This is a genomic window from Thermus sp. H19.2, assembly GCF_054979525.1.
This window is the reverse complement of the sequence record NZ_CM143429.1, coordinates 41,186-56,785: the sequence shown is the minus strand read 5'-3', so window position 1 is coordinate 56,785 and position 15,600 is coordinate 41,186. Positions and strand designations below refer to the sequence as shown.

19 protein-coding genes are annotated in these 15,600 nt (G+C 68.5%); 10 read left to right on the top strand and 9 right to left on the bottom strand.

The window, feature by feature from the left end; genetic code table 11:
* Positions 1-14: 14 nt before the first annotated feature.
* Positions 15-929: a cysteine synthase A gene (cysK, locus tag ACY5J6_RS00300; RefSeq protein ID WP_462845458.1), complete on the top strand. Its 915-nt coding sequence runs from the start codon at positions 15-17 to the stop codon at positions 927-929.
* Here cysK and ACY5J6_RS00295 read toward each other — a convergent pair.
* The 5 genes from ACY5J6_RS00295 to ACY5J6_RS00275 are packed head-to-tail and all read right to left on the bottom strand — an operon-like array spanning position 926 to position 4,850.
* The gene (locus ACY5J6_RS00295; protein ID WP_462845457.1) at positions 926-1,570 is read right to left on the bottom strand and encodes an outer membrane lipoprotein carrier protein LolA; all 645 of its coding nucleotides are present in this window, start codon (positions 1,568-1,570) and stop codon (positions 926-928) included. The two genes, cysK and ACY5J6_RS00295, sit on opposite strands and share 4 nt — an antisense overlap.
* Positions 1,567-2,313, bottom strand: a complete 747-nt coding sequence (locus tag ACY5J6_RS00290; protein ID WP_462845456.1) for a hypothetical protein — start codon at positions 2,311-2,313, stop codon at positions 1,567-1,569. The genes ACY5J6_RS00295 and ACY5J6_RS00290 overlap by 4 nt, the downstream gene beginning before the upstream one ends.
* A complete protein-coding gene (locus ACY5J6_RS00285; RefSeq protein WP_462845455.1) occupies positions 2,310-3,431 on the bottom strand; it encodes an ABC transporter permease in 1,122 nt (373 codons plus the stop codon). Before ACY5J6_RS00285 ends, ACY5J6_RS00290 begins: the two co-directional genes overlap by 4 nt.
* Positions 3,428-4,288 (bottom strand): heme ABC exporter ATP-binding protein CcmA, encoded by an 861-nt coding sequence (ccmA, locus tag ACY5J6_RS00280; RefSeq protein WP_462845454.1) that lies wholly within the window; start codon positions 4,286-4,288, stop codon positions 3,428-3,430. The genes ACY5J6_RS00285 and ccmA overlap by 4 nt, the downstream gene beginning before the upstream one ends.
* Entirely contained in the window at positions 4,275-4,850 is a 576-nt protein-coding gene (locus tag ACY5J6_RS00275; protein WP_462845453.1) for a TetR/AcrR family transcriptional regulator, read from the bottom strand. The genes ccmA and ACY5J6_RS00275 overlap by 14 nt, the downstream gene beginning before the upstream one ends.
* Positions 4,851-4,927: 77 nt before the next feature.
* On the opposite strand from ACY5J6_RS00275, the gene ACY5J6_RS00270 reads away from it, so the two are divergent.
* The 9 genes from ACY5J6_RS00270 to ACY5J6_RS00230 all read left to right on the top strand — a co-directional run bounded on the left by ACY5J6_RS00270 (position 4,928) and on the right by ACY5J6_RS00230 (position 12,562).
* Positions 4,928-5,590 (top strand): PspA/IM30 family protein, encoded by a 663-nt coding sequence (locus tag ACY5J6_RS00270; RefSeq protein WP_462845452.1) that lies wholly within the window; start codon positions 4,928-4,930, stop codon positions 5,588-5,590.
* Positions 5,591-5,596: 6 nt separating this feature from the next.
* Positions 5,597-5,995, top strand: coding sequence for a hypothetical protein (locus tag ACY5J6_RS00265; RefSeq protein ID WP_462845451.1), 399 nt, complete (start codon positions 5,597-5,599; stop codon positions 5,993-5,995).
* Between the two features lie 10 nt (positions 5,996-6,005).
* Positions 6,006-6,650: a hypothetical protein gene (locus ACY5J6_RS00260; RefSeq protein ID WP_462845450.1), complete on the top strand. Its 645-nt coding sequence runs from the start codon at positions 6,006-6,008 to the stop codon at positions 6,648-6,650.
* Between the two features lie 9 nt (positions 6,651-6,659).
* On the top strand, positions 6,660-8,507 hold the full coding sequence (dxs, locus tag ACY5J6_RS00255) for a 1-deoxy-D-xylulose-5-phosphate synthase (protein WP_462845449.1): 1,848 nt from the start codon (positions 6,660-6,662) through the stop codon (positions 8,505-8,507).
* Entirely contained in the window at positions 8,494-9,108 is a 615-nt protein-coding gene (locus ACY5J6_RS00250) for an MBL fold metallo-hydrolase (protein ID WP_462845448.1), read from the top strand. Before dxs ends, ACY5J6_RS00250 begins: the two co-directional genes overlap by 14 nt.
* A complete protein-coding gene (locus ACY5J6_RS00245; RefSeq protein WP_462845447.1) occupies positions 9,105-10,085 on the top strand; it encodes a hypothetical protein in 981 nt (326 codons plus the stop codon). The genes ACY5J6_RS00250 and ACY5J6_RS00245 overlap by 4 nt, the downstream gene beginning before the upstream one ends.
* A 39-nt stretch (positions 10,086-10,124) precedes the next feature.
* Positions 10,125-11,189, top strand: coding sequence for a TIGR04053 family radical SAM/SPASM domain-containing protein (locus ACY5J6_RS00240; protein ID WP_462845446.1), 1,065 nt, complete (start codon positions 10,125-10,127; stop codon positions 11,187-11,189).
* A gap of 27 nt (positions 11,190-11,216) precedes the next feature.
* Positions 11,217-11,645 carry a c-type cytochrome gene (locus ACY5J6_RS00235; RefSeq protein ID WP_462845445.1) on the top strand — a complete coding sequence of 143 codons (429 nt, stop codon included), beginning with the start codon at positions 11,217-11,219 and terminating at the stop codon, positions 11,643-11,645.
* A gap of 77 nt (positions 11,646-11,722) precedes the next feature.
* Positions 11,723-12,562 (top strand): hypothetical protein, encoded by an 840-nt coding sequence (locus ACY5J6_RS00230; protein WP_462845444.1) that lies wholly within the window; start codon positions 11,723-11,725, stop codon positions 12,560-12,562.
* Here the strand turns inward: ACY5J6_RS00230 and ACY5J6_RS00225 are convergent.
* The 4 genes from ACY5J6_RS00225 to ACY5J6_RS00210 form a co-directional block, all read right to left on the bottom strand.
* Entirely contained in the window at positions 12,537-12,869 is a 333-nt protein-coding gene (locus ACY5J6_RS00225) for a NifB/NifX family molybdenum-iron cluster-binding protein (RefSeq protein ID WP_462845443.1), read from the bottom strand. The two genes, ACY5J6_RS00230 and ACY5J6_RS00225, sit on opposite strands and share 26 nt — an antisense overlap.
* A 134-nt stretch (positions 12,870-13,003) precedes the next feature.
* Positions 13,004-13,477: a cyclic pyranopterin monophosphate synthase MoaC gene (gene moaC, locus ACY5J6_RS00220; RefSeq protein WP_054638486.1), complete on the bottom strand. Its 474-nt coding sequence runs from the start codon at positions 13,475-13,477 to the stop codon at positions 13,004-13,006.
* 66 nt (positions 13,478-13,543) lie between these two features.
* Entirely contained in the window at positions 13,544-14,752 is a 1,209-nt protein-coding gene (locus ACY5J6_RS00215; protein WP_462845442.1) for an MFS transporter, read from the bottom strand.
* Positions 14,753-14,762: 10 nt separating this feature from the next.
* Positions 14,763-15,596, bottom strand: a complete 834-nt coding sequence (locus ACY5J6_RS00210) for a universal stress protein (RefSeq protein WP_462845441.1) — start codon at positions 15,594-15,596, stop codon at positions 14,763-14,765.
* Positions 15,597-15,600 lie beyond the last annotated feature (4 nt).

Below are 15,600 nucleotides of genomic sequence, written 5' to 3'. Positions count from 1 at the left end.
GCTATAGTGGGGGTATGCGGGTGGAAGGGGCGATCGGCAAGACCCCGGTGGTCCGCCTGGCCAAGGTGGTGGCCCCGGACATGGCCGAGGTCTTCGTGAAGCTGGAGGGACAGAACCCAGGGGGCTCCATCAAGGACCGGCCCGCCTGGTACATGATCCGAGACGCCGAGGAGCGGGGGATCCTCAGGCCGGGCTCGGGCCAGGTCATCGTGGAACCCACCAGCGGCAACACCGGCATCGGCCTGGCCATGATCGCCGCAAGCCGGGGATACCGCCTCATCCTCACCATGCCCGCCCAGATGTCCGAGGAAAGGAAGCGGGTCCTAAGGGCCTTTGGCGCCGAGCTCGTCCTCACCGATCCGGAGAGGCGGATGCTCGCGGCCAGGGAGGAGGCCCTAAGGCTCAAGGAAGAGCTTGGGGCCTTCATGCCCGACCAGTTTCAAAACCCCGCCAACGTCCGGGCCCATTACGAGACCACGGGGCCCGAGCTCTACGAGGCCCTAGAAGGCCGCATCGACGCCTTCGTCTACGGCTCCGGGACCGGGGGGACCATCACCGGGGTGGGCCGCTACCTCAAGGAACGCCTCCCCCACGTGAAGGTCATCGCCGTGGAACCCGCCCGCTCTAACGTGCTCTCAGGGGGGAAGATGGGCCAGCACGGGTTCCAGGGCATGGGCCCGGGCTTCATCCCGGAGAACCTGGACCTTTCCCTCCTGGACGGGGTGATCCAGGTGTGGGAGGAGGACGCCTTTCCCCTGGCCCGGAGGCTGGCCCGGGAGGAGGGGCTTTTCCTGGGGATGAGCTCGGGGGGGATCGTCTGGGCTGCCCTTCAGGTGGCCAGGGAGCTCGGCCCCGGCAAGCGGGTGGCCTGCATCAGCCCGGACGGGGGGTGGAAGTACCTCTCCACCCCCCTTTACGCCGAGCCCTAGCGGCGCACCACCTGGGCGTCCTTGGGGTAGCGCTTGAGCTGGGCGGGGGTGAGGCTCGTCCGCTGGAACTCCACCACCCTGAGGTCCGCCAGAACCTTTCCCGCCTCGTCCTTGAAGACGAAGCGCAAGGGCCTGGGGTCGGCCTTGAGGACGTAGAGCTCCATCTCGGCGAAGCCCTGGCCCTCCTTGGCCCGCCCCACGAGCCTCCAGGCGACGCCCTCCGGAAGGCGCTCCTCGCCCACGAGGCGGAAGGTTACCCGCTCCGCGAGGGCCTTTAGGTCCCCCAGGCCCTGGGGGCTGAAGCCCAGGCCCTGGACCTGGGCTTTCTCCTTGGGAGCGACGATGAGCTGGTTGGTGAGGTACAGGTAGTTCCAGACCTCCTTTTCGGTGATCACGGTGAAGTTCCCCTCCAAGGAGGCGGGCTTCAGGAACTCTATGCGGAAGAGGTTCTCCTTGGGGATGGCCAAGACCCGGGCCCTAAGCTCCTCCTGCCCCGAGGGGCCTTGGAGGGTGCCCTGGACCACCGCCCGCCAGGGCTCGGAGAGGTTTTTCTCCACCCGGTCCAGAATCTCCCCTGCCGTCTGGCCCAGGGCTAAGGAGAAAAGGAGCACCAGAAGCCAAAGGATCTCCGCTCTTCTCACGGCCACCTCCAAGCGTAGCGGACCCAGGCGTAGGGGGCTTCCCGGTAGCCCGCCTCGAGGCCCAGGTCCCCAAACCACAGGGCCAGGCTACCCGCCCAAGGATGGGAAAGGGTGAAAAGGAGGCTAGCCTCCCCTAAGTAAAGCCCGCCCTCCAGGCGGTTCGCCCCCCCGAGGCGCAAGGCGAGGTCCAAAACCTCCCCTCCCTCTCCCACCTCCCCCTTCCAGCCCAGGACCAGGTAAGGCCCGGCCCCTATCCCCGCCCCCAGGGTGTAGGTGGCCCCTTCCCGTAGGGCGTAGGTGGCCTCGGCCCTGAAGCCCCCCTCCCTCTCTAGAAGGAGGCCCGCCACCTCCCTCGGGACCAGGCGGTAGCGCAGGTGAAGCCGCCCGAAAACCCCCTCCTGGGGAAAGAGGGGGAAAGCGCCTTGGGGCCGGTAGCCCAGCCTCCCCTGCAAGGCCAAGGGCCCCGCCCCGCCCTCCAGGAAGAAGGCCCCGCCCACCCCTCCTTCCCCCGCCTCCCCCTGGACCCCGTAGGCCAGGTAGCCCAGAGGTCCCAGGGCCAGGCTTCCCAGGTAGCCCAAGGCCCCTCGCTCCCCCTGGAAGCGCAAAAAGACCTCCCCTTCCTCCAGGGCGAGGCCGGCCTCGAGGGTGGGGGAAACCCGGGGGCCCAGGTACACCCCGGCCTCGAGGCGGCCCTGGGCCAGGGCCAGGGGCAAAAGGGGCAAAAGGGCGAAGAGCCTCCTCATACCGCCACCTGCCTCTGGAAGCGGGCCGAGGCCAGGAAAAGAACCAGACCCGAAAAGAGGGCCAAGGCCAGGAGGTGAGGCCAAAGCACCGCAAACCCCACCCCTTTAAGCATCACCCCCCGCAGCACCTCGATGAGGTAGCGGGCGGGGACCAGATAGGAAAGGAGCTGGAAAAACCGGGGCATGCCCTCCACGGGAAAGACGAACCCGGAGAGGAAGATGGTGGGGAAGGCGTAGGCGTAGGTGCCGAAGACCGCCTGGACCTGGGTGCGGGCCAGGGTGGAGATGAACACCCCCGCCGCCAGGGAGCCCAGCACGAAGAGGAACATGGCCAGGAGAAGGAACCCCAGGCTTCCCCGCACCGGCACGCCGAAGACCCAGTGCCCCAAAGCCAGCACCAAAAGGGCCACCCCGAAGGCGATGAAGAGGTAGGGGAGCACCTTTCCCAGGACCATCTCGTGGGGCCTTAGGGGGGAGGCGAGGAGGCTTTCCATCATGCGGCTTTCCGCCTCCCGCACGATGGAAAGGGCGGTGAGGAGCACGGTGAACATGGTGAGCACCAGGCCGATGATCCCGGGGATCATGAACCAGGCCGTCCGGTTCTCCGGGTTGTAGAGGGTGTGAAGCTCCGGGTTCAAGGGAGGGAGCACCGTCTCCCCGGCCAGGGCCCGGCTCACCAGGATGCGGGCGTTCACCTCCTGAAGCGCCTTCCTCAGGGCGGCCTGGGCCTGGAAGGCGAAGTTGGGGTCGGTGCCGTCCACGTAGATCTGGAGGGCCACGCTCTCCCCCCGCCGCACCCTCTTTAGGGCCTCCGGGGGCACCACCAGGCCCACCCGGGCCTGGCCCCGGTCTATGGCCGCCACCACCCCTTCCGGGTCTTCCACCTCCAGGGCCAGGCGGAAGGTATCCCCCCGGGTGAGCTCCGCCAAGAGGGCCTCGCTGATGCGGTCTTTGGAGGCGTCGTAAAGGGCTAAGGGGATGTCTTTCAGGGTGAAGTTGATGGCGTAGCCGAAAAGGAGGAGCATCAGGGTGGGCAAAAGGACGATGAGCCGGGGCAGGACGTGGTCCCGCCGGATCTGCAGCAGCTCTTTCTGCGCTAGGGCCAGGACGCGGCTCATAAGGCCTCCTTGGTGAGGAGGACGAAGACGTCCTCCAGGCTGGGCTCCACCTCCCGAAACCCAGGCCCAGGGGAGAACCCGGGCCGGGCGATCAGCCTGACCCCCTCGCCGCTGGGCCAGGCCTCGAGGACCCCTGGGAGCTCCCGAAGGGCCTCCAAGGGAAAGCCCTCGGCGAAGAGGAAGCGGGCCCGCTCCCGGGCCAAGGCCTTGAGCTCCTGGGGGGTGCCCTGGGCCAGGACCCGCCCTCCGAAGAGAAGGGCCAGGCGGTGGCAGCGCTCGGCCTCGTCCATGTAGTGGGTGGTAACCAGGACCGAAGCCCCCCTGCGCGCCTCCTCGTGGATGAGGTCCCAGATGCTCCGGCGGGAAAGGGGGTCCAGGCCCGTGGTGGGCTCGTCCAGGAAGAGGACCTCCGGTCGGTGGACCACCGCCTGGGCCAGGGCCAACCTCTGCCTCCACCCGCCGGAAAGATGCCCCGCCAGGGTCTTGGCGTAGGGCCGAAGGCCGAAGCGAAGGAGGGCCTCCTCCGCCAGGGCCTGGGCCTCCCCGGGGCGGTAAAGCCTGGCCCGGAAAAGGAGGTTTTCCTCCACCGTGAGGTCGCGGTAGACGCTCTGCTCCTGGGTGGCGTAGCCGATGCGCTCCTTCACCCGGTGGGGGACCCGCGCCACGTCCAGGCCGGCCACCCGAGCCTTCCCCCCATCGGGCCTAAGGACCCCGGTGAGGATGCGCACCAGTGTGGTCTTCCCCGCCCCGTTGGGCCCGAGAAGGCCGAAAACCTCCCCTGGGCGCACCGAGAGGCTTACCCGGTCCAAAGCCCTTAGGGTGCCGAAGCTGCGCGTGAGCTCCTCAGCGTGGACCATACCGACCCTCCAGGTACCCCCGCACATAGGCCTCCGGGTCCAAGGGCAGGGCGAGCCCCAGGGCCTCCCCCAGGAGGAAGCGGGCGAAAAGCGGTCCCAAAAAGGCCAGGGCCAGCTCCTCCGGGGACTCGTCCGGGCGCAGAAGCCCCTCCTCCTGCTTGGCCCGGAAAAAGGCCACCACGCGCCCCTTGGCCGCAAGAAGCCCCGGGGGCGCCCCTAGGTCCGGGTGGCGCAAAAGCTCGGCGAGGAGCTTGGGCAAAAGGGCCCGCTTTTCCTCCAAAAGCCCCAAATAGGTGGACAAAAGGGCCCTAAGCCCCTCCTCCAAGGGGCTTTCCGGCCCCGGTAGGCCTGCCAGGAACTCCGGGGCCGGAAGGAGGGCCAAAGCCTCCCGCACCAGGGCCTCCTTGCGGCCGAAGCGGCGGAAAAGGGTGACCTCGCTCACACGGGCCCTTCGGGCGATCTCCCGGGTGGTGGCCCCCCGGTAGCCCCGCTCGGCCAAAAGCTCCAGGGCCGCCTGGAGGAGGCGGGCGCGCACCGGGTCCGGGGGAGGAAGCAAGCGCATACTTACAGGCCCATTCTACCCCGCCCCCTCGCCGGGGCAAGGGGCCCTTGTGGCATACTCATCTTTGGGGGAAAGCCATGAACCTACTGGACCGCCTAAGCCGCCTCATCCGGGCCAACCTCAACGACCTCCTGCGCCGGGCCGAGGACCCGGAGAAGATCCTCGAGCAGGCCCTTTGGGACATGAAGGAGGCCCTCAAGGAGGCCAGGGAACAGGTGGCCGCCGCCATGGCCGAGGGAAAGCGCCTGGAGCGGGAGGTGGAAAGCCACCTGAAGGAGGCCGACCTCTGGGAGGAGAAGGCCAAGGAGGCCCTCAAGGCGGGGCGGGAGGACCTGGCCAAGGAGGCCCTGAAGCGGAGAAAGCGGGCCTTGGACCTGGCGGAGGGCTTCAGGCAGCAGGCCGAGGAGCACCAGGCCCTCATAGACCGCCTCATGACCCAGCTCAAGGCCCTCGAGGCCAAAATAGACGAGGCCGAGGCCCGAAAGAGGCTCCTCCTCGCCCGTAAGAAGGGGGTGGAGGCCGCCGAGGCCGTGCGGCGCATGGAGTCCCGCCTGGACCAGCACCCCGCCCTGGAGGCCTTTGAGGAGATGGAGGCCCGAATCCTGGCCATGGAAGACCGCCACGAGGCCTTAAAGGCCCTGGAGGCAGAGGACTTGGACAAGGAGCTCGCCGCCCTCTCCGCCGAAAAGGAAGTGGAGGAGGAACTCGCCCGCCTGAAGCGGGAGCTGGGCCAGTCCTAGCCGGGCATGCCCCCCATCCTGGAACTCCTCCTTCTCCTCGCCGCCTTGGCCCTGTTGGCCCTATTCCTCCGGCCCAAGCCCCAGGGCTTGGAATGGGCCAAGGGGCGCCTTGGGGACCTGGTGGACTGGAAGGAGGTGGAAAGGGCCCTAAGAAGCCTGGACCTGCAGGAAAGGGAGCTGGGGGAAGCCCTAAAGGCCCCCCACCTCCTTCCGGAAACCCGGGAAAGCCTGGAAAGAGCCTTGGGCGAGGTTCGGGCGCAGAGGGCCAAACTCCACGCCCTCCTCTCCAGCTTGGCGGCGGAGAGGACCTTGGCCGGAAAGGACCTGAAGGCCGCCCAGGGCCTGGAGGAGCGCCTGGCCGCCTTGCGGGAAGTGTTGGCCAGCCTACGGGAGGGACGGGGGTAAACTCCGTACCATGAGGCGGTACCTTATGGCCCTCGCCCTCGCCCTTTCCGCCTGCGCCCCCCAGGTGATCCAGGCCCCGGAGGCCCGCCCCCTCCTGGAGGAAAAGGGCTTCTACCCCGCCCTGCCCGGCCTGGAGTGGGTCTACGTGCCCGAGGGGGAGGCCCTCTCCTCCCCCCCCTACCGGCTGAGGGTGGAAGGCCCTGCCCTTTACGAGGGCCAGGAAGCCCTGCGCTTCCGCTCCCAGGGCCGGGGGGAGGATCGGGTGTACTACCGTCAGGTGGGGCCCTTTGGGGTAAGGCTTTTGGGGTTCCAGGACCCCTCCGCCCGGGTGGCCTTCACCCCGCCCCTTCTGGAGTACCCCCCGGAGGCCCTCCTCGCCGTGGGCTACCGCTGGGGAGGAGCCACGGAGGTGCGGGTGGAGCTCCTTACCCCCTCGGGCCGCGAGCCTTTGGCCCAGGGCAGGCTGAGCTACCAGATGGAGGTCCTGGAAGAGCGGGAGGTACAGGTGCCCTCGGGCACCTTCCGGGTCTTCCGCATCCGCCAGTCCTACCAGGACGCCCGCAGCCAGGACGTGCGCGAGGTCTGGTTCGCCCCCCGGGTGGGGGAGGTGCGCACCCGGGAGGGGCGCATCCTGGTGGAGCGGAACTTTCGCTGAGGTGGCGCTATGGTTTTGGAACGCATCAACGGTCCCGAGGACCTCAAGAACCTGAGCTTGGAGGAACTCCAGCTTCTGGCGGAGGAGATCCGGAGCGAGATCATCCGGGTCACGGCGCAAAACGGCGGCCACCTGGCGAGCTCCCTGGGGGCAGTGGAGCTGGTCCTTGCCCTACACCGGGTCTTCCAATCCCCCTGGGACCGCCTGGTCTTTGACGTGGGCCACCAGGCCTACGCCCACAAGCTGGTCACGGGGCGCAAGGACCGCTTCCACACCCTGAGGCAGGAGGGGGGGCTCTCCGGGTTCACCAAGGTTTCTGAGTCCCCCCACGACGCCATCACCGCCGGCCACGCCTCCACCTCCCTCGCCAACGCCTTGGGGATGGTCCTCGCCCGGGACCTTATGGGGGAGGACTACCACGTGGTGGCGGTGATCGGGGACGGGGCCTTGACGGGGGGGATGGCCCTCGCCGCCCTCAACAAGATCGGGGAGCTCCAGAAGAGGATGCTCATCGTCCTCAACGACAACGAGATGAGCATCTCCGAGAACGTGGGGGCCCTCAACAAGTACTTCAAGGAGCTTCAGATCAGGAAGTGGGTCCAGGACGCCGAGAAGCTGGGCAAGCACATCCTTGAGCGCATCTCTCCCCAGCTCTTCGGCCTCGTGGACCGGGCCAAGGAGGCGGCGAAGCTCCTTTTGCACCAGGAAAACCCCTTCTACGCCTGGGGGATCCGTTACGTGGGCCCGGTGGACGGCCACGACCTCAAGGGCTTGGTCCACATCCTGGAGCACCTCAAGGCCCTGGATGGCCCCACCCTTCTCCACGTGGTCACGAAGAAGGGCAAGGGGTACAAGGTGGCCGAGGCCGACCCCATCTACTGGCACGGCCCCCCGGGCTTTGACCCCAAGAAGCCGGAGAAGGTGTCCAAGGGCTACTCCTGGAGCCAGGCCTTTGGGGACGCCGTCACCGAGCTCGCCCACGTGGAGCCCAGGCTTTTCGTCCTCACCCCCGCCATGCGGGAGGGCTCGGGGCTTGTGCGCTACTCCTTGGAGCACCCGGAGCGCTACCTGGACGTGGGGATCTGCGAGGACGTGGCGGTGACCACGGCGGCGGGGCTTGCCCTTCGGGGGATGAAGCCCATCGTGGCCATCTACTCCACCTTCCTGCAGCGGGCCTACGACCAGGTGATCCACGACGTGGCCATTGAGAACCTCCCCGTGGTCTTCGCCATTGACCGGGCGGGGATCGTGGGGGCCGACGGGGCCACCCACCACGGGGTCTTTGACATCGCCTACCTCCGCACCGTCCCCAACCTGCAGATCGCCGCCCCCAAGGACGCCCTGGAGCTAAGGGCCATGCTGAAGAAGGCCCTGGAGGTGGGCGGCCCCGTGGCCATCCGCTACCCCCGGGACAACGTGGAGCGGGCCCCCGAGGGCGTCTGGCCGGAGATCCCCTGGGGTAGGTGGGAGGTGCTGAAGGAGGGGACGGAGGCCTACATCCTGGCCTTCGGAAAGACGCTCCGCTACGCCCTCGAGGCCGCCGGGGACGACCCCAGGGTGGGGGTGGTGAACGCCCGCTTCCTCAAGCCCCTGGACCGGGAGACGCTCAGGGCGCTTTCCCGCTACAAGCTCCTCACCGTGGAGGACCACCAGAGGATGGGAGGCTTCGGGAGCGCCGTGCTGGAGGCCCTGAACGAGATGGGCCTGAAGCCCGAGGTCCAAATCCTCGGCCTTCCCGACCGCTTCTTTGAGCACGGGGCCATCCCGAGCCTCCACCGCCAGGCGGGCATTGACGCCGAGGGGATCCGGAAGGCCCTGGCGGCGATGGGGGTGGCCTTGGTGCATGAACGGGCCTGAGGTCCTGCGCTTCGCCGCCAACCTCTACCGCGTCCCCGTGGAAGGGGGGTACTTCCTGCTGGACGCCGGGCTTCCCTGGGAGGCAAGAAGGCTCCTTTCCCTCCTCCAAGAGCCCCCCAAGCTCCTCTTCCTCACCCACCACCACCTGGACCACGCCGGGGGGGCCCGGGCCCTTTGGGAAAGGTTTCGGGTATTGGTCCTCGCCCACCCCCAGGAGTGGCCTTACCTCACCAAAAGGAAGCCCCGCCCGCCCCTTCCCGTCCCCCTCTTGGGGAGGGCGCTCGCCAACCTGGGCCCCGCGGTGCCGGAAGAGGCCCTCACCCCCGTGGAGGAGGGGATGGAGGTCTTCGGCTTTCGGGTGGTCCACCTCCCGGGGCACACCCTGGGCCAGGTGGGGCTTTTCCGGGAAGGGGTGCTCCTGGCGGGGGACGCCCTAAGGGGAAGGGGCCTTCCCCCTAGGTTCACCAACGAGGACCACGCCCTGGCGCGAAGGACGGTGCGCAAGATCCTGGAGCTTGGGGCAAAGCGGGTCTACCTGGGCCACGGGGGGCCTTTGAGCGGGGAGGAGGTGGCCGCGATCGCCCGTAGACTGGGGGTATGAGAAAACGCCTCGCCCTCCTTGCCCTGGGCCTTTCCGCCCTGGCCCAGGAGGTGGTGGTCTACCCCGGCTTCGCCGAGGTCAAGGAGCCCGTGGACCTCCCCCCCGCGGCCTGGATCTACCTGGCCGGGGAGAAGCTTTCCCGCATCCTCCCCGGCTCCCTGCGCCTTCTAGGGGTGGAGGAGACGGAAAGGGTCTTCCAGGGAAGCGCCGTGCTCTTCCGCTACCGGGGGGAGGGGAAGGCGACGCTCCGCTACCTCTACACGGGGCTTTCCGGGGAAGTGTTCTACACCTTGGACGAGGGAACCCTCACCGCCTGGGCCCGCCTCAAGCTGGAGGGGGAGGCCCTGAGGGCGGAAAGGCTCACCCTCTTCGCCGGGGAGGTTCGGGCCAAGGTCCTCCCCCAGGCCGCCCTCCGCGCCCTGGAGGAGGACCCGGGAAGCCCCTTCGGCCTTCTCCGCTATGAGCTTCCCCCAAGGACCCTTTTCCCCGGCACCACCGAGCTTCCCTTCCTGCGGCAGTCGGTGGAGCCAGAAAGGCTTCTCCGCTACCAAGGCCCCTTCCGCACCCAGGGAGTGCTCCCCTTAGAGCGGGGCCTCCGCTTCCTGGCCCCCTTTCCCCTGGCCCCTGGGCCCCTGGAAGTGGTGGAGGAAGGGCGCTTCCTAGGCCAGGCCCTCCTCCCCGCCACGCCCGAGGGCGGGACGGCGGAGGCGTGGCTGGGCCAGGACCTCAGGGCGCGCCTCGTCCGCGAGGTGGCCCTCCTCTCCCAGACCGAGAAGGAGGCCACCTACCGCGTGGAGACCCGCCTGGAAAACCCTTACCCCTACCCCGTCCGCCTGCTCCTCGCCGAAACCTTTCCCCGGGGCTTCCGGCTGGACTTCCCCGGCGCGATCCTCCTGCCGGAGGGGTACCGCCTCGAGGCGACCCTCCTGCCCAAGGAAGTCCGCCTTTTCGCCTACCGCCTCACGCTGCCTCGCTAGGGGACATCTGTCCTTAGGACCTTCCCCCATCCTTAGGGCATGAAGCCCGACCTCCACCGCTTCCCCCTCCTGGTGGCCTGGGAGATGACCCGGGCCTGCCTTCTGGCCTGCCTCCACTGCCGGGCCTCCGCCGAGCCCGACCCTCTCCCCGGGGAGCTTTCCACGGAGGAAGGCCTAAGGCTTTTGCGGGAGCTGGCCACCTACACCCCCAAGCCCATCCTCCTGCCCACGGGAGGCGATCCCTTGGCCCGCCCCGACCTCTTCCTCCTCTTGGAAGAGGCCAGGCGCCTCGGCCTCAAGGTGGGCCTCACCCCTGCGGTTACCCCCAGGCTTACCCGAGAAGCGGTGGCCCGCTTCCGAAAGCTCGGCGTTCACCAGATGGCCATCTCCCTGGACGGGGCAAGCCCCGAGGCCCACGACGGCTTCCGGGGCGTGCCGGGCACCTTCGCCCGGGCCCTTAAGGCCTTGGACTGGGCCCGGGAAGTGGGCCTCATGACCCAGGTGAACACCACCGTGTCCCGCCGCACCTGGAAGGAACTTCCCGGTATCGCCGCGATCCTGGCGGAGAAGGGCGTGGCCACCTGGGAGGTCTTCTTCCTGGTACCCGTGGGCCGGGGGGCCCTTTTGGAGCAGCTCTCCCCGAAAGAGTACGAGGAGGTCATGCACCTCCTCTACGCTCTCTCCCGCCGCTACCCCTTCAAGGTTCGCACCACCGAGGGCCCCATGTTCCGCCGGGTGGCCCTGGAGCGCCGCCTTAGGGAAGGGGGAGAGGACGGGGCTTTGGTGGGGGAGGGGCGGGGCGTCCACCTCTCCGATGGGTTCGGCTTCGTCTTCGTCTCCTCCACGGGAGAGGTCTACCCTTCCGGGTTCCTTCCCCTCTCGGCGGGGAACGTTCGCGAGAAACCCCTCCTGGAAATCTACCGGGATAGCCCCCTCTTCCGGGCGCTCCGAAACAAAGACCTCCTGAAAGGGAAGTGCGGCGCCTGCGAGTACCGGGAGATCTGCGGGGGAAGCCGGGCCAGGGCCTGGGCCGAGACCGGGGACCCCTTGGCCGCCGACCCCCGGTGCGCCTATACCCCTCGAGGACAAATGCCCCTAGCCTAAGGCCCAGGGCCTCCCTATGCTGGGGACATGCGGCGCCTGGTTTCCCTTGTGGTTTTCTTAGGGCTCTTGGCCCTGGCGCAAAGCCCGGGAGCCAAGCTCTTCTCCGCCTACTGCCAAAGCTGCCACCAGGCTCAAGGCCAGGGCCTCCCCGGGGCCTTTCCGCCCCTCACCCACCTGGATAAGCTGGTCCAGGCCAAAGGGGGCCGGGAGTACCTGATCCGGGTGGTGCTTTACGGCCTCCAGGGGCCCCTGACCGCGGAGGGCAAAACCTACAACGGCGTCATGCCCCCCTTCCGCCAGCTCAAGGATCAGGAGGTGGCCGACCTCCTCAACCACGTCTTCACCGCCTTCGCCAAGTCCAAGGCCAAGCCCATCGCTGCCGCCGAGGTGAAGGCGCAAAGGGCCAGGGCCTTCTCCCCGCAGGAAGTCCTCAGGTCCCGTCCCCCGGTCAAGTAGGCCGGGTACTCCCTCCCCCCGGGGCCTTTTAGGCCCCGGGCCACCTTTTCGGGCCGCCCCGGAGGGATAATGGCCTTATGGGCCCAGGGTTCCACCGCCTTTACGCGGCCCGCCTGGCCTGGCGCTACCGCCTGGGCCTGGCCTTGGGTTTAGCCCTGGTGGGCCTTTTCCACCCCCTTTGGGCCTTGGCCTCCCCTCTTGCCCTCCTGCTTCCCGCCCGGCGCTTTGAAGGCCAAGCCCTAAAGGCCATCGCCCGAAAGAGCCTCGCCTACCCCACGGCCCTGGCCTACGGGGAAGAAAGGCTTTGGCAGGAGGCCAGGCGGGTGCGGGTGGACCTGCCCCCTTTTCCCACCTGGCTCCTCCTGGCCTATCTCCTGGCCCTGGTCCTAGCCCTGGCCCCCGCCCTCTGGAAGAAGGGGGAAGGTGGGGCCTGGCCTCCGCCCGGGGTGGGGCACACCGTGGAGCCCCCAAAGGCGCCCGGCTCGCCCCGGAAGACCCCCTCCCCGGGGGAACCCCTTTCTTCCGAGGGGGAAAAGGCCCGGGAAGAGGGCCCGGGCGGGAGGGAGGAAAGGGCGGCCGGGGAAACCCCCTCAGAACCGCTCCCGCAGACAACCCCCAGGCCAGGGGCCCAGGAGAAGGGGAAACCCGGGTCAGGAGAAGCCCCCTCAGGCCAGCTCCCAGGGCTAGGGGAAAGGGGGTCCGAGGGCCCTCCCCTTAGGCCTCCCCCACCCCCTTCGGGGCCGGAGGAGGGTCTTCTTCCGCCGGAAGGCCAAGGAGGGGCGTCTCCCCTTCCCACCCCCTGGCCTCAGGGCCAGCCGCCGGAGAAGGTGCGGCGGGGGGTGGAGGTCTACTTGGAGCGCACCCCCCTTTCCCCGGAGGACCGGGAACTCCTTAGGCGCTATTTCGGCGTTCCTTGACCCGCTTAAGGGCCTCGGCCACGCTCACCGAGCCCACCTCGAGGCGGTCCGCCAAGGGGAAAGCCCCCATGGACCCCCCGTGGCCGAAGCGGGCCCCCACCCGAAGGTCCACGTCCTTAAGGAGCTCCCGCATCCTTTGGTGCTTGTCCCCCCCTTCCATGGCGGCGTAGGGGTTTTCCCGCACCTCCACCAGACGAGGCTCCCCGTCCTCGGCCACCTCGTAAATGGCGAAGCGAGGAGCGTGGCCGAAGGGGCCGGGATACACCTTGGTCTCGTCCTGCTTGGCGAGGGCTATGGCCAGGCGCATGCCCTTAGGATACACCCTGGGGGTACTCTTATACCCCTTGGCGTGAGTCCTTCGCTTAAGCCCGAGTACGGAAGCCCTGCGGGCCTTTTTGACCGGGGCCCCCCCATGCTGGCCCAAGCCAGCATGGGGTGGTATTACTCCCCCCGCCGCCACTCCCCGCTCTTGCCGCCCGCTTTGTGGAGGAGGCGGACCTGGGAGATCACAAGCCCCTTGGAGGCCGCCTTGAGCATGTCGTACACGGTCAGGGCGGCCACGGCGCAAGCGGTGAGGGCCTCCATCTCCACCCCGGTCTCCGCCTTGGTCCTCACCGTGGCCTCTATGCGCACCCGCCCCTTTTCCCGCTCTAGGGCTACCCTCACCTCCACCCCGGTGAGGGGCAAGGGGTGGCAGAGGGGAATGAGGTCTGCGGTCTTTTTGGCGGCCATGATCCCCGCCAGCTGGGCCACCGCCAAGGGATCGCCCTTGCCCACCCCACCCCCTTCCAAAGCGGCCAAGGCCTCCTCCGTGAGCTCCACGAAGGCCTCGGCGGTGGCGGTGCGCAAGGTGGCGGGCTTTTCCGTGACGTCCACCATGTGGGGCTTGCCCTCCTTGAAGTGGGTGAGGTCCATGGCCTTAGTGTAGCGGGCAAATGCCCAAAGCCAGGTAGGGGCGGAAACCCTTGGGGAAGCCGGGACTCAACGGGCCCGACGGATGCCCGCCACCAAAAAGGCCCCCAGGAGGAAGCAGATCCCCCCCAGGAGGAAGAGCACCCCGTAACCCAGCCCGGGCTCCCGGGCGTTCAGGAGGTCCAAAGGGCGGCCAAAGGCCCCGGCCAGCACCTGGGGCACCACGATGGAGGTCTGCCAGAGGCCCATGTCCGTGGCGTGGGCCTCGGGGTCCTTGAGGACATCGGCCACCAAGGCCCAGTCCACCGCCAGGTACACCCCGTAGAAGAGGCCGAAAAAGAGGGAGAGAAAAAGGAGCGCCTCATAGTGGGGGAAGAGGAGAATAAAGGGCATCAAAAGCCCAAGCCCGGCCCCGGAGAGGTAGATGAGGGGCTTGCGGCCCAAGCGGTCCGAGGCCTTCCCCGCGGGCACGCTGGCCAAAGCCGCCCCTAAAGAGATGAGGAGGCCCAAAAGGGCCACCGCCTGGAAGGGCTCCTCCGTGAGCACCCGCCCCAAGGCGGCGAAGACCCCCACCACGTCGGCCAGGAAGTACTGGAGGTAGGTCTGGGCCAGGTAGAAGCCCAGCATGACCAGAAAGCGGGTGAGGTAGACGAGAAGAAAGTCCCGGTCGCGCCAAGGGGCGGCCACGGTGGCCAGGAAGGGGCGGGGATTGGCCTGGGGCAGGCGGTCGGGGACCAAGGGGAGGCTAAAGGCGGCCCCCAGGAGGTTCACCAGAGCCGCCAGGTAGGCCTGCGGCGCCAGGGGTAGCCCAAAGCCCACCGCTCCCCCCAGCACCTGCCCCAGGACCTGCAAAACCCCCATGTACCCCGAGGCTTGGCCCCTTTCCCCCCTGGGCACCAGGTCGGGGATGAGGGCGGAGTAGGGGCCGGTGGCCAGGTCGTCGGCGAGTTGCAGGAGGAGGTAAGCCCCAAGGAGCGCCCCGTAGCTCGGGGCGTGGACCAAAAGCCAAAGGGCTAAGGCGGTGAGGAGGCTCCCCCAAAGGAGGAAGGGCCTCCGCCGCCCTAAGCGGTCCGAAAGGTAGCCCATGAGGGGCGGGCCCAGGATGGCCATCACCGCCCCCAGGCCGAAGAGGAAGCCCAGGCGGGTGGCCTTCTCCTCCGGCGGGGAAAGCTCGGCCACCTTGGCCGGAAGGAGGACCAGAAGGACCAGGAACCACTTGAAGCTGGTGGCGAACCAGTAGGCGGAAAGGGCGAGGAACCAGCCGGGCCCGTGGCGCATGGGCCCCACCTTACCAGACCGCGGCCTCCGGGACCACCAAAAGGGGCAGGGGGCTTCGCGGGGCGAGGGCCTCCACCATCCGCCCCAAACGGTGGCGCAAGGAGCTTTTGGCCTTGGAACCCAGCACCAGAAGGTCCGCTCCCCGGGCCTCGGCGAGCCGCAGGAGGTCCAGCTCTTCTTCTCCCCAAAAGACCTCCACCGCCCCGCTGGCCCGAAGAAGGCCTTCTAGGTGGGTCCTGGCCCTTTCCAGGACCTCCTGGGCGGAAAGCCTCGCCGGGTCCAAGTAGGTGGGGAAGCAGCACCCCCCCTCCCCGCTCACCAGGTGGAGGCCCAAAACCTCCGCCCCCAGGGCCTTGCCCCAGGCCTCGGCCATCCGGAAGGCGGCCAGGCTTGCGGGGCTATCGTCCAGGCCCACGGCGATGCGGCGCACATGGGTAAGGGCCTTGGGCAAGAGGAGGAGGGGTGCCTCCCCGCGGTGGAGGAGGTAGCGGGCGAGCCCTCCCCTGGCCAAGGCCTCGAGGGGCGCCTCGCCCCCCCGGCCCAGGAGCACCAGCTTGCTCCTAAGGGCCTCCGCCGCCACCGCCTGGGCGGGAAAACCCCGAAGGACCTGGACGGGGAGGCCCGTGTCGGCAAGGGCCTTTTCCACCTCGGCCTCGGCCAGGCGCAAGGCCTCCTCCACCTGGGGCGCCAGGTGGGGGAAGCGCCGGACCAAGGCCTCCCAGTAGGACGAGGGGACCACGTGGAGCAGCAAGGCGGGCATCCCGAGGCCCCTTTCCAGGAAGCGGGCGCTTTCCACCACGGCCTCGAGGGTCCCTCCCAGATCCACCGCCGCCAGAAGGCGCATTCTT